At 49.8% G+C, this 13541-nt stretch carries 11 protein-coding genes and 2 pseudogenes; 8 read left to right on the top strand and 5 right to left on the bottom strand.

Annotated elements, in window-relative coordinates:
- Position 1: 1 nt before the first annotated feature.
- Entirely contained in the window at positions 2 to 1120 is a 1119-nt protein-coding gene (locus tag A2F46_RS05960; RefSeq protein ID WP_082783599.1) for a zonular occludens toxin domain-containing protein, read from the top strand.
- A gap of 258 nt (positions 1121 to 1378) precedes the next feature.
- A complete protein-coding gene (locus A2F46_RS05955) occupies positions 1379 to 2329 on the top strand; it encodes an IS110 family transposase (protein WP_082783598.1) in 951 nt (316 codons plus the stop codon).
- Positions 2330 to 2560: 231 nt separating this feature from the next.
- On the opposite strand, the gene A2F46_RS05950 is transcribed toward A2F46_RS05955, so the two are convergent.
- Complete coding sequence (locus tag A2F46_RS05950; protein WP_197457576.1) at positions 2561 to 3448, bottom strand: LysR family transcriptional regulator; 888 nt, start codon at positions 3446 to 3448, stop codon at positions 2561 to 2563.
- Between the two features lie 177 nt (positions 3449 to 3625).
- Here A2F46_RS05950 and guaD point away from each other — a divergent pair, with 177 nt between their 5' ends.
- The 5 genes and pseudogenes from guaD to xdhC all read left to right on the top strand — a co-directional run bounded on the left by guaD (position 3626) and on the right by xdhC (position 9828).
- Positions 3626 to 4972: a guanine deaminase gene (gene guaD / locus A2F46_RS05945; RefSeq protein WP_231867726.1), complete on the top strand. Its 1347-nt coding sequence runs from the start codon at positions 3626 to 3628 to the stop codon at positions 4970 to 4972.
- A gap of 39 nt (positions 4973 to 5011) precedes the next feature.
- A complete protein-coding gene (xdhA, locus tag A2F46_RS05940; protein WP_066567925.1) occupies positions 5012 to 6508 on the top strand; it encodes a xanthine dehydrogenase small subunit in 1497 nt (498 codons plus the stop codon).
- Positions 6499 to 7601 (top strand): annotated as a pseudogene (locus tag A2F46_RS12965) (molybdopterin cofactor-binding domain-containing protein); the annotation flags it as partial. The gene xdhA and the pseudogene A2F46_RS12965, both read left to right, overlap by 10 nt.
- Positions 7602 to 8882, top strand: a complete 1281-nt coding sequence (locus tag A2F46_RS12960) for a molybdopterin cofactor-binding domain-containing protein (RefSeq protein WP_369796312.1) — start codon at positions 7602 to 7604, stop codon at positions 8880 to 8882. It begins immediately after the preceding pseudogene.
- Positions 8866 to 9828 (top strand): xanthine dehydrogenase accessory protein XdhC, encoded by a 963-nt coding sequence (xdhC, locus tag A2F46_RS05930; RefSeq protein WP_066567923.1) that lies wholly within the window; start codon positions 8866 to 8868, stop codon positions 9826 to 9828. Before A2F46_RS12960 ends, xdhC begins: the two co-directional genes overlap by 17 nt.
- A 21-nt stretch (positions 9829 to 9849) precedes the next feature.
- On the opposite strand, the gene A2F46_RS05925 is transcribed toward xdhC, so the two are convergent.
- The 3 genes and pseudogenes from A2F46_RS05925 to A2F46_RS05915 form a co-directional block, all read right to left on the bottom strand.
- Positions 9850 to 10491: a LysE family transporter gene (locus A2F46_RS05925; protein WP_066567921.1), complete on the bottom strand. Its 642-nt coding sequence runs from the start codon at positions 10489 to 10491 to the stop codon at positions 9850 to 9852.
- Between the two features lie 88 nt (positions 10492 to 10579).
- A pseudogene (locus tag A2F46_RS05920) lies at positions 10580 to 11490 on the bottom strand (tyrosine-type recombinase/integrase).
- Entirely contained in the window at positions 11487 to 11915 is a 429-nt protein-coding gene (locus tag A2F46_RS05915) for a thioesterase family protein (RefSeq protein WP_066567919.1), read from the bottom strand. The pseudogene A2F46_RS05920 and the gene A2F46_RS05915 overlap by 4 nt, the downstream one beginning before the upstream one ends.
- A 182-nt stretch (positions 11916 to 12097) precedes the next feature.
- Between A2F46_RS05915 and A2F46_RS05910 the strand changes: the two genes are divergently transcribed.
- On the top strand, positions 12098 to 12550 hold the full coding sequence (locus tag A2F46_RS05910) for a universal stress protein (protein ID WP_066567917.1): 453 nt from the start codon (positions 12098 to 12100) through the stop codon (positions 12548 to 12550).
- 91 nt (positions 12551 to 12641) lie between these two features.
- Here the strand turns inward: A2F46_RS05910 and A2F46_RS05905 are convergent, their stop codons facing one another.
- Positions 12642 to 13286 carry a TetR family transcriptional regulator gene (locus A2F46_RS05905; protein WP_066567915.1) on the bottom strand — a complete coding sequence of 215 codons (645 nt, stop codon included), beginning with the start codon at positions 13284 to 13286 and terminating at the stop codon, positions 12642 to 12644.
- Positions 13287 to 13541: the final 255 nt, after the last annotated feature.

Below are 13541 nucleotides of genomic sequence, written 5' to 3'. Positions count from 1 at the left end.
CATGATTTATCTATTCACGGGGAACATGGGTACGGGCAAAACCAGCAAAGTTGTGTCCATGATTTTGAAGAATGAAGACGGTTTGTTCAAAATGAAAATGGAAGATGGTACTGAAGTACCACGCCCATTGTATTTTTGTCATATAGACGGTTTAGATAAGAAAAAATTCTGTGCCCATGAGCTGAGTGAAGAGCAAATTCAATCAGCACCGCTGGTTGATGTTGTGGGTGAGAATGCCGTACTGATTGTAGATGAAGCCCATTACACCTACCCAACCCGCTCAGCGGGTTCAAAACCTCCGCCTTATGTGCAAAAGCTGACTGAGTTACGTCATGATGGCAATACACTGATACTGATGACACAACACCCGATGCAAATTGATGTGTTTGTACGTAATCTGGTATCTGTGCATTACCATTTTGACCGAAAGAGCATCGGCAATAAAATGTATAAAAAATATGGCGTGATGACCAGTTTAGAAAATCCAGCATCAATACCAAACGTAGAATCATCCAATTGGAAGCCACCAAAAGAAGCTTTTAAGTATTATAAGTCTGCAACATCTCATCAAAAATTCAGAAAGAAAGTGCCAACTGCTGTATGGGTCTTAGTGCTATTGCTAGTGCTTATTGGTTGGAAGGGATTCAGTGTTTATCAGGCACATAAACCCAAGGAAGAGCAAGCAGCGACAATATCGGCTTCTGCGCCTGGAACAATGGATGAAGCATTGGTACCGGCGACTGGCACCGCTGGCAATACCTCATTAATGCCAGAAATGTATGTCCCTAAGCTCGCAGAAAAACCAGAAAGCAAGCCGTTGTATGACACCGTCCGCAAAGTGCAAAACTATGAACGCATTGCAGCATGCATCAAAGGCGGGAAAAGTGGCTGCACATGCTATTCAGACCAAGCTACGCCATTGAAAGAAGTGACCAACGAAATGTGTTTGAAATATGCCACCGATGGCATGCCGTTTGATCCTTTTAGAGCACCAGCGCAACAGCAACAAAGCGCGTCAGGGAGTGGAAACAATACCGTAGGCGGTCAGCAAGTAACCCAGATTGATAGTAAATCACCAGAACACAACCTAATGCCTCAAAAGTATGCTCCGGCAGATTAGGCGCTTAATTGATGTGACCGCAACGCGGTTGCGTCAATTAAGTGTCACAGCCGCGCGGCACAGCGCAGCATAGTACCCAGCATCAAACGTTTAGCGTGACTGAGCGCTTGATGGTGTGGACTAGCTATTTACACCAAAGCCGTTGACCTCGGAAGAGCAGCCTAGCTTTTAAAGCTGGTACAAAGATTGAGGCAACGGCTTTCTCATGTCTGGAATTTGGACACTATCTTGAAACTTTGATTTCGAATATAAGGTGAAATGATGACTGCCTACCTAGGCATAGATGTGAGCAAACAAACGATTGATTGTTATTTGAGTTGCGACAAAGGGACGTTTCAAACCAAGCAAAGTAATAATGGCAAAGGCTTCCAGCAATTGCAGAACTGGATTGATAGCCATTGCGATGACCAATTATGCATTTGTATGGAGGCAACGGGCGCATACTGGCAAAAGCTGGCCAACTGTTTGTATGCCAATGGACATCAGGTTTGCGTAGAAAACCCTGCAAAAATTAAGTATTTTAGTAAAGCAGTGATGGTGCGAAACAAAACCGATAAACAAGATGCTATGGTGATAGCCAATTATTGTCGGATGATGAACCCTAGAATTTGGCGGCCAGAATCGGATAATGTTCTAGCACTCCGCAATATCATGCGGCTGCTGGCTCGTTTGAAGCGGCAAAGAGCGTCAGAATTAACGAAAGTGATTGAAACGCAAGAATCCCTGCGCCACATTATCCATGCCAATATCACCCACTTTGACAAGCAAATTGCCGAAACTGAAAAATACCTCAAGCAATTCTTCAAACAAAACTCGGATTTAAACCAACAAAAAGCACTCATCAAGACGATACCCGGCGTTGGTGACACAACAGCCGCGGTCATGCTGAGTGTATTGCTCGGCAGCCAACAATTTGAGCATGCCGGCCAGTTTGTTGCTTATCTCGGTTTGAATCCGCAGCAACATCAATCTGGGACATCGGTGAATGGCAAAACACGTATTTCGAAAATCGGTAAAGCAGACTTACGAACAGCGTTGTATATGCCAGCGATGGTGGCGTACTCGAAACGTCTATACCCGCAATTCGTTGATAGGATGAAAGCCAGGGGAAAACCGACAATGGTCATTATCACCGCCCTGATGCGCAAGTTAGCGGTTCTGGCATATACGATTCATAAGAAACAAACGCCCTATGTGAAAGCGCACTAGCTAAGCGCATCATACGGCCACAAAAAAGCCCCGTATTGCGTCAAAAACTACAATAAGGGGTTTGGGTAATGTTGTACCAAAAAAATCCTTGACGGCTTAATACACTATCTTTGTATGGGCTGCCTGAAGTTTTTTTGGATAACAGTGGATCTCAACTTTGTGTGGAACGTGATGCGCGCAATGCAAAATGTGGCGTAGTGGCGAATCAGTTAAAGTGATGTTGTCGTCGTGTTAGCCGCTAATGTGCTGTTGCAGGATTTTCATGGCGTCACTGATGGCGTGCATGTAGGTTTGTGCCGCCCGCGACAATTGCCGCTTGGGTGCGGTACACAATGCTAAGGTGAGCGGATTGAGGTTTTTTTCGCGCAAAGGCCGAAATACCAGCAACCCCTGCTGCACGGCAGGTAATGCATCCATTAAGCTCATCACCGCCACGCCCGCACCTTGGGTGACTAAAGATCGCATCACGTGAATATTATTGCAGCGGATTTTCCCAACCGGTACCAGCTGATGGTGACCATATAGCGCCGATACTTGAGGCTGGATCACCAAAGGGGCAGCCGGGATAATATGGACAAATGGCTGTGTGTCGGCCAAAGACAGCACACCTTGTGTTTGAGCCAACGGGTGATGAACGGGCAGCGCAATGCCCATGGGAAAGGCCACGGAAGATTGCACCGTCAGCTGGGGTTGATGTTGGGGATTTAAAATTAAACCGAAATCAATGTCGGCGTTGCGAATTTGCGCGGTGATGTCTTCACTGCTGGCCACACGCACATCCAGATGCAGCCAAGGATGCGATGCTTGCTGCGCCACCATAAGTTCAACTAAAAAGCCTTCACACAGCGCATCGATTACCCCCATCAATACTTCCCCGCGTTTCAGTCCTTTGATTTCATCAAAGCGCATTCGGGTTTGGCGAAACTGTTTTTGCCATTCGCGGACATCGTGATACAGCAGTTCTCCTGCAGTGGTTAAGCGCAAGCCAGCAGGTAGCCGCTCAAAGAGTTCAATGCCCAAATCTTGCTCAGCCAGCGCAATTTGGCGGTGTAGCGCTGATGCTGAAATGTGAAGTATATCGGCGGCTTTACGCAGGCTGCCAGATTGTGCCACGGCCATAAAATACTCGGTAAACCGCGAAAAAGTGATCGGATTGGCCATTCTGTAAATTAGAACATATTGTGCAAAACTCTATTATAGACATGAACACTTTTGCATCGGTATAGTGAATTTCAATAAACGCGCCTGAGTTGCCTGAATACCCGCAAAAAGGCGCCAACAATAATACGGAATCCCATGACCCAAACCATACCATTCATGACCAATGATGTTCGTGCCATCCGTGGTGCCATGCTCAATTTCAGTGCCGATCCATTTGTGGCAGAGGATCCAGCGCACTGTTGGCGCTATGAATCTGATGCCATCGTGGTGATGTCTGCGGGCAAAATCACTGCAGTTGGCCCTGCTACCCAATTGTTACCCACACTCGGAGACGTGCCACTGAGCACATATCCACATGGTTTGATTTTGCCCGGCTTTATTGATGCGCATGTGCACTATGCACAAATTCCAATGGTTGCCGCGTATGGGCAGCAGCTGATTGATTGGCTGAATCGCTATACCTTCGTCACCGAGCAGCGTTTTACGGATGCCGAGTTTGCGCGCGCGGTGGCCAAGGTATTTTTGCGGGAACAATGGCGTCATGGGGTCACCAGCTCGGTGGTGTATGGCACGGTGTATCCGCAATCAGTCGATGTGCTGTTTGAGGAAGCAAGTAAACACAATATGCGCATCATGGCAGGTAAAGTGTGTATGGATCGAAATGCGCCCACACCGCTTTTAGACACCGCACAATCGGCTTATGACGATTCCAAGCAATTGATTGAGCGGTGGCATGGCCAGGGCCGGTCTGAATACGTGATCACGCCCCGCTTTGCGCCCACTTCTTCGCCGGCACAATTGCATTTATTGGGACAATTGGCGGCAGAATACCCAGACGTATTGATTCAGTCACATGTATCAGAAAACCGTGGCGAAGTTGCCTGGGTGAGCGAGTTGTTTGCTGATCTACCTGACTATACTGCCGTATATGAACACTATGGTTTGCTGCGTGCGCGGTCAATTTATGGACATGGTATTCACTTGAGTGAGCGTGAACTGCGTGCTTTTCATGATCGAAACGCGGCGATTGCTCATTGCCCCACTTCCAATTTCTTTCTCGGGTCAGGCAGTTTTAATGTGCTGCATGCCAAATCAAAACACCGGCCAGTTCATGTTGCGTTGGCGACCGACTTGGGTGCCGGGACCAGCTTTTCCATGTTGCAAACCATGAATGAAGCCTATAAAGCGGCGCAAGTGTGTGGAACGCCGTATCCGGCACCGTATTATTTTTACTTGGCCACATTGGGCGCGGCCAAAGCGTTGGGGTTAGCCAATAAAATTGGCCGCATTGACGTTGGCATGGAAGCCGATTTGGTGGTGTTGAATACCCATGCGACGCCTTATTTGGATTACCGCTTATCATTTGCAGACAGCTTAGAAGAGTTGCTGTTTGTGCTGATGATGCTGGGTGATGATCGAACAGTGGCCGAGACCTATGTTGCTGGTGTGCCGTTGAAAGGCAGTGAAGTTCAGGCTGCCTGAAGCCCATTCATTAAAAAACATTGATCAAAAGGAGCCGTCATGACGACACGCGGTATTACATTTTATTTTCGCGGCCTGCGCACTGAGGTGCGCGACGCACCGCCCACCATGACGGTTTTGCAATTTTTGCGTGAGTATCAGCATGATGGCAAGTTGGCCGCCACGGGAACTAAAGAAGGTTGTGCAGAAGGGGATTGTGGTGCTTGTACGGTGGTGTTGGCCGAACTGAGAAATGGGCGATTGCAGGTGCACAGTGTGAATGCCTGCATTCAGTTTTTGCCTACTTTGGATCGCAAAGCACTCTTTACCGTGGAAGATTTGCGCATTTTAGCAGAGTCAGCTGGCTCGCCATGCCATCCAGTGCAGCAAGCCATGGTCGATCACCACGGCTCGCAATGCGGGTTTTGTACGCCAGGCTTTGTGATGTCGCTTTTTAGTCTTTATGAAAATGAAACTCAAGCACCCACGCGCGACACTGTGATGAATTATGTGTCGGGTAATCTGTGTCGTTGCACCGGCTATCGGCCGATTGTGGATGCAGCGCAGGCAGCCATTGCGGATTACCCCCAAGTCGCCTTGAATCGCGCCCAGCTGGTGGCGGATTTGCAATTGTTGGCGGACTTGCCTGAATTGGATTACGAGTATGGGGGCGGTCTTTTTTATGCGCCTACCTCCTTACCTCAACTGGCTGCTCGCAAGCAGGCTCATCCACAAGCACGGTTGCTGTCGGGTGGAACAGATGTGGGGTTGTGGGTCACCAAGCAAAGCCGTGTGTTGCCAGCGTTAATTTACATCGGCCAAGTCACTGAATTACAAAAAATTCAGGAAAACGATACTGAATTGGTGATTGGCGCAGGTGTCTCTTTGCGGCAAGCCTGGCAGGTGATCGTACGCCATTATCCACAGCTGGCGACCTTGGCGCGCCGTTTCGCTTCTATGCCCATCCAAAATGCGGGCACACTGGTGGGCAATATCGCCAATGGTTCGCCCATTGGCGACAGTATGCCGATCTTGATGGCCATTGATGCTAGCTTGGATTTGCAATGTGGGGATACGGTACGCCAATTGCCTTTGGTTGAATTTTACTTGGGCTATCAACGCAATGCTTTGGTTGACGGTGAATTCATCAAGGCCGTGCGCATCCCGTGGCCTTTGCCTGGGCTGCGTTATGGCAGTGACAAAATTGCCAAGCGTTATGAGCAGGATATTTCAGCGGTGTGTGCCGCTTTCTCATTGATTTTGGACGAGCACAATCGCATTACCCACATTCGCATTGCTTATGGTGGTATGGCGGCGATACCCAAGCGCGCGCATAAGGCTGAAGCAGTTTTACTTGGAGCAACTTGGACTTCAGCGGTGATTGAGGCTGCTCAACATGCATTGACTGAGGATTTTCAACCGCTGAGTGACGCTCGTGCCAGCAGCGGCTATCGGTTGCAAGTGGCACAGAATGCGTTGTGGCGCTTTTACTTGAGTCAACAGCAAGAACATGAGCCGTTGTCGGTGTTTGCATTGAGCGAGGAGGAATGCCGATGAAAACCAAAAATGAAAACACGCTTCAGGCAACCGATAAAGCCGTTGTGGTTCATGAAAGCGCCCATCTTCATGTGCGTGGTGAAGCCACTTACACCGATGATATTCCTGAGTTAACCGGCACTTTGCATGCTGCAGTGGGCTTTGCTGAATGTGCATATGGGCGTATTCGCGCATGTGATTTGGGGGCTGTGCGCAGCGCGCCTGGGGTGGTGGCGGTATTGACGGCTGCCAATATTCCTGGTGATAACAATTGTGGACCAGTGGTGCATGATGAACCTTTGCTGGCAGAAGACAGCATCCAGTTTTATGGTCAGGCTGTATTTTTGGTGGTGGCACAGACGCGCATTCAGGCGCGTGCCGCCGCACGACTGGCCCACATTGATTACGACCCAGCGCCCCCGATTCTTACTCTAGAAGAAGCTGTGGCGGCTGAGTCATGGGTGTTGCCACCCATGGAATTCACTAAAGGCGATGTAGACACGGCTTTCGTTACCGCCCCACATCGCCTTTCAGGCAGCCTGAGTGTGGGTGGGCAAGAGCATTTTTATTTGGAAGGGCAGATTGCGTATGCAGTGCCCCAAGAAGATGCCAGCATGCATGTGTATTGTTCGACCCAGCATCCTACGGAAATGCAGCTACTGGTTGCGCATGCCTTGGATTGGGCGGCTCATCGAGTAGCAGTTGAATGCCGGCGCATGGGTGGTGGCTTTGGCGGCAAAGAATCGCAGTCGGCGCAATGGGCATGTTTGGCGGCCGTAGCGGCCAATGCAACTGGACGACCAGTGAAGTTGCGACTGGATCGAGATGATGACATGAGCGCCACGGGTAAACGACATGGTTATGTATACGATTGGCAGGTCGCTTTCGATGATGATGGCGTACTCAAAGGGTTGCAAGTCACCATGCGGCCAATTGCGGCGCCAGCGTGGATTTGTCGGGTGCGGTGAATGAACGGACACTCTGTCACATTGGCAATGCTTATTATTTGGATGCGGTGGCCGTGCGCAGTTTGCGTTGCCGTACCCACACTGTTTCCAATACAGCATTTCGGGGTTTTGGCGGGCCGCAAGGTTTGTTTTTAATTGAGAGTGTGATGGATGACATTGCCCGCTATCTTCACCAAGATCCATTAGCTGTTCGTTGTGCCAATTTTTTCGCCGAAGTGCCAGGTGATGGACGCGACCACACGCATTATGGTGCCGAAGTGCGCGATTTTGTATTGGGCCCATTGGTGGCGCAATTGGTGGACAGCAGCGATTATCATCGTCGCCGCGCTGCCGTGGCCAAATTCAATGGCACGCATCAGGTCATCAAACGAGGCATTGCGCTTACGCCGGTGATGTTTGGTATTTCTTTTAATGCCGTGCAATTCAATCAGGCTGGTGCAGCGGTATATGTGTATCAGGATGGGTCGGTGGCGGTGACGCACGGTGGCACGGAAATGGGGCAGGGTTTGTATACCAAAATGCGCCAAGTAGCGGCCACGGAGTTGGGCGTGCCTTTGGATCGAGTGCGCTTATTGCCCACGGATACGTCACGGGTAGCCAATACCTCGGCCACAGCAGCGTCCAGCGGGACGGATTTGAATGGCATGGCGGTACACAATGCTTGTGCCAAAATTCGTGCGCGCTTGGCACAGTTGGCCGCGCATTTGAGCCAAACCGCAGCAGAACAAGTGGTGTTTGCCGATGGTTGGGTGACGGCTGCTAACGGCCAAAACTGGTCTTTTAACGATTTGGTAAAGCAAGCCTATTTGGCGCGGATTCAATTGTGGGACAGTGGTTTCTATCTGACGCCCGAAATCCATTATGATGGCGCGCAGCATCTGGGTCGGCCCTTTTTTTACTATGCGTATGGTGCCGCAGTGAGCGAAGTGGCGATCGATACGCTGACCGGTGAGAGTCGTGTGTTGGGGGTGGACATTTTGCATGACGTAGGGCGCTCGATGAACCCAGCCATTGATATTGGGCAGATTGAGGGTGGGTTTGTGCAAGGCATGGGCTGGCTCACCAGTGAAGAATTGTTTTGGTGCCAGAAAGGGGATCGCGCAGGGCAGTTGATGACGCATGCGCCTTCTACCTACAAAATACCCACGGCTTATGATGTGCCTGCTCACTGGCAAGTGGCTTTGTTTGACAACCAAAATATGGCCGATACGATTTATCGTTCCAAGGCCGTAGGTGAGCCGCCTTTTATGCTGGCTATTTCTGTTTTTTCTGCTATTCGTCAAGCGGTCCAAGCCGCTGCGGGGGAAGATCAAATTGTGAACTTGGCTGCACCAGCCACGCCGGAAGCCATCCTCAAAGCCATCACCGAGAGTCAAGGGCGGTATTCCAATAGTGCATCTGGAGGCGGTGGTGCAGTGGTGGCGTGAGCTGGTGAGGTTGCCTGAAACCGCCTGTGGTGCAGTTTTGGTTACGGTGGCGCGTGTTGAAGGATCAGCACCGCGGGAAATGGGCAGCAGCTTACTCATGTGGTTGGATGCGCAAAGCAATGTCCACCAGGTCGATACTATCGGTGGTGGACATTTGGAGTGGGTTGCGGTGGCGAAAGCCAAGCAAATGCTGACGGATGGGCATACGTCATGTCAAGATTTGCAGCGATACAGTTTGGCAGCCAGTTTGGGGCAATGTTGCGGTGGCGTGATGTGGCTGTTGTATGAGCGGCTGTCTGTGTCTGCATCAGCGCGTACGGCGCGGCAGATTGCATGGCAGCGGTGGCAGGCAGATTTGCCGGTGTGGCGTGTGTGTCAGACAGGAATGTCGTCTCGCTGGTTGCCTGAAAACGATGCCAACGAAGTAGGCTTATGCCAAGAAAACAGCCAGTTTGCTTATCGGCAACGCCTGCCTGCACCGGGCTTGCCGGTGTGGCTGTTTGGCGCTGGGCATGTGGGTGAGGCGCTTGTGCGCGCTTTGCTGCCGCTGGATATGAGCATTACTTGGTTGGATAACAGAGAAGAGGTTTTCCCCGCTGATTTGATGGGCCAAATCAGAATGGTTCACTGTGATGTGCCAGAGGATGAGTTGTGTCTGGCACCGCATCAGGCGTGTATTTTGGTGTTAACACACGACCACCAGCTGGATTTTCGTATTGTGCGAACGGCGCTGATGCGGCCTCGGCCGTTTGCCTTTGTGGGCATGATTGGGTCGAGAACCAAGCGCGCCAGCTTTGTTCGGCGCCTACAGGAACGAGGCGTGACTGCCGATGAACTGGCTCACTTGGTGTGCCCCATTGGTTTGGCCGGTATTCGGGATAAACGGCCGGCTGCTATTGCGGCGGCGGTTGCGGCGCAACTGTTGATGAAGCAAGCAGCTAGGTAGGACGGATTGATTGGGTGCGCGTTAATTGCTTTTCAGTAATGTGCGGAATACCTGAGTGTAGAGCCAAGCGCCAAAACCAATAAACAACACTCCCGCTACTTTATCGATGGCTTGGCTGAAGCTCAGGTAGCGCCGTTTGAGGGCGGGCAGTGAAAACAACCACATCAGCAAGCAAAACGTCAGAAAAATCTGTGCCAGGAGAATCAGCATGATCTCATATTTCAGTGTGGGGTTGGTGACATCACCCAGGGCCACCGACATCACACTGCCAAAATACAGCACGATTTTGGGGTTGGATAAATTGGTGATTAAACCTTTCCAGTAAAAACCTTTGGCACCTGAAAGTGCAATGGGTGCGTTCGCTTGCGGTGCCGCTGCGCGCAGCATACGCCATCCGTTGTACATTAAGTAAGCACCACCAAGCAGCATGAATGCATGCTGCAACCAAGGTACATGCTGCATCAGTGTGCTGTAGCCTTGTATGGTGAGCCATAGCCAAAACACCACCCCCGAAAAAATACCCAACACCACTTTGAACGCTGCCCAACGGGAATAGGTCAATGCGGTTTTGCTAATCATCAGGATGTCTGGTCCTGGCGATAGCTGGCCAATGAGGTTGAGAAACACGATACCAAGTATCAAGGATTGGGTATTGCTGAGCATAATGAAAACGGCGGTTGGATAACAAAGAGGCCATCATACCTGATTCAGGTAGTTGGACACGAGAGGTGGTGTGGGGAGGCTTGGCTATTTAATCGTCTTTTTGTTTGCGTTTGGCACGAGGATGGGTGTGGTCGTAAATGTCGGCCAAGTGATCAAAATCCAATTTGGTGTACTGCTGGGTGGTGCTTAAGCTACTGTGTCCCAATAATTCTTGTACGGCACGAATGTTGCCTGCATTTTGCAACAAATGACTGGCATAGCTGTGGCGTAGCATGTGGGGTGACAGATGTCGGTCGCTTTGGTGTTCCAGCGCCCACTGATTGAGGCGGTTTTGAATCTGGCGTGTACTGATGCGGGTACCACGGCGGTTGGTAAATAAAGCACATTCACCTGCCGCAGCCTGGCGAACAGGTAAATAACGCGCTATTGCCAGACTACTTTGTTGACCTAAAGGTACTTGGCGCTGTTTGCCGCCTTTGCCCAAAACGTCTACCCAGCCTTCAGCCAGTAGAATGTGTTGGCAATCCAATTGGGCCACTTCGCTGACGCGTAAACCGCTGCCATAAAGCAATTCTATGATCGCTTGGTCGCGCAGGTGCAATGCGTCATTTGGGATAGCTCATCAAGCCAATGATTCAGCGCTTCGGCCGGTAGCGCCTTGGGAAGGCGTGCAGGCGCTTTGGGTGCTTTCAAATGTAAAGTAGGGTCGGTTTTCAGGCAGCCTTGTGCCAATAAGAAGCGGAAATAGGTGCGCCATGCCGAGAGCTTACGGGCGAGGCTTCTGGGTTGACGGCGTTGGGCTGTGAGCTGCTTGAGGGCATCAACCAAATGCAGACGGGTTAATTCGGTGATACTCAAATTTTCAGGTAGCGCGCTTTGCAGTTGTTGTAAGTCGCGCCGATAGGCCGCCAACGTGTGTGGTGAAGCACCGTGTTGTTGTTGACTGAGAAAAAAGGCGTCCCACAAGGGCCAAGCGTTTGGGTTTGATTTGGGTTTCATAACGCAGCAGACACGGCCGCCTGAAATGCCGCTGGGGTTTTCACTACTTTTTGCGTGGTGTAGTCAAAAAATACCATACCGTTTTTGACTCGTGCGATGGCGGCTTGGTCGCGTTCACGATTGATTTGGTAAATCAATTCAAACCCAGCCGAGCCGATGTCGCCAATGCCGATGTCGAAGTTCAACACGTCACCATGATATGCTTGGCCTTGAAATTGGATGGCGGCATCGGCCATGATGAGTCCCGCACCTGCCACATTCATTTCGCTGTAGCCAAAAGCCTGTAAAAACCGCAATCGCGTCTCATGGCATAAGCGCAATACTGCATCATTGGCCAAATGGTTGCCGTAATTGATGTCGCCGATGCATACGGTCATTTGTGTTTGAAATAACATGGTTGAAGGTAGATGAATGTGTATGCGCATGGTGGTTGTCCAGAGTCAAACAAACAATATTCTGTCGCGCTTGTGGGTTGATTTATGCGGCGTTGGCTGCCGGCCCTCCAAGCTTTGTGCTAATCTTACCCTAACAAACAGTGAGAGAGTGGTGACGTTTATTTGGGCTCGAATAAACGTTTTGGTTCAAACTGGCAAAAGGAGAATAGACAATGTATCAGAAAATTATGGTTCCTGTGGACGACAGCGCTGCTTCCATGCGTGCTTTACATGAAGCCATTGATTTGGCTAAGTTATGTCAGGCCACGTTGCGCGCGGTGCATGTGGTTGATTTAGCACAGTTTAGCTGGGGTGGTACTGGCTATTTGCAATCGGAAGAGGTGCGCAAAGCCATTGAAAGTGCTGGTGAAAAAGTCTTGGCGCGTACAACTGATTTGCTCAATCATGAAAATATCCGCCATGAAACCGCTATTTTGGAAAGTGCAGGCGATAAAATTGCCAATTTGATTGTGGATGATGCACATGCCAATCAGGTGGATTTATTGGTGATGGGTACCCATGGCTTCAGTGGCATCATGCATGCGCTGATGGGTTCCGTCGCAGAAGGCGTATTGCGCCAGGCTGATATGCCGGTCATGCTGCTGCGCGTGCGCAAAGATGGGTGATTGACGACATTAATTGCCGGTCACCTTTAATAAAAAGCCGCTTTCACAGCGGCTTTTTTGCGACATCTATCCTGAGTACATGGATGGTGGGTTAGGTTGGATCTGCTTCCAAGCGTAAATCAGGGCTGTATTGAAGCGTACACAATGCGGTTTTGATGAATGCCGGAGCAATGCGTTTGATGTCAAAGCGGGAGGGGTTGATCAGCCAAGATTCGGTTAGGCCCATCACCAATGATTGGAAATACAATACGGCTGCTTGAAGATTCAAATTGGCAGGCAATATCCCTTGCTGTACACACACAGCAAAAGTTTGTTGTAGCAAGGTGTGCCACATCTCTTGGTATTTTCGCAACAGTGTCACGACTTTTTCATTTTGTTTGGTATGTTCGCAATTCAAATGCAGAATATAAAGAAACTTGAAATAATCTTCATTGTCGGCCAATTGCTCAAAATCATGTAAGGCGGATTGGGTGAATTTGTTCCAAATATCTGGGGATTGTGCGGCAATCTCCAGCGCCATGCTTTGTGTTAATTGATTGAAAAAATGCTGAAATAATGCATCAAATAAATCTTCTTTGTTGCGGAAATGCCAATATAAAGCCCCTCTAGTCATCCCAGCTTGGCTGGCAATTTCTTGTAAGGAAGCTTGGCTGACACCGCGTTCATAAAAAACAGTCAGGGCGGCATTCAACAAGGCTTCACGTGTTTGGGCCGACTCGGCTTTGGTTTTTCGCATAGGACGCCTTAACAAACTAAATAATGTAAATGAAATTCGAGTGCTAACAGTAAAACGGCTTGCTGTATCAGCCAAAACCGATTATTTTTAAAAAAATTAACATTTATATGGTCTGGCTTAGTCTTTCTATACATACATTCTTGCATGTATAATTCGCGCAGTAAAGTCTGCTATTTTTCAGGCAGCCATTAATCTGGTGGTGGGCTCTTTATATGGATCACACCAGATGCTATGAGCAAAGGTAGGCAATGGGCA

Origin of the sequence: Snodgrassella sp. CFCC 13594 (assembly GCF_001590725.1) — a bacterium.
GTDB lineage: Bacteria > Pseudomonadota > Gammaproteobacteria > Burkholderiales > Neisseriaceae > Snodgrassella.
Note: the sequence above shows the minus strand (reverse complement) of the source record. Positions and strands in the feature narration are given on the sequence as shown.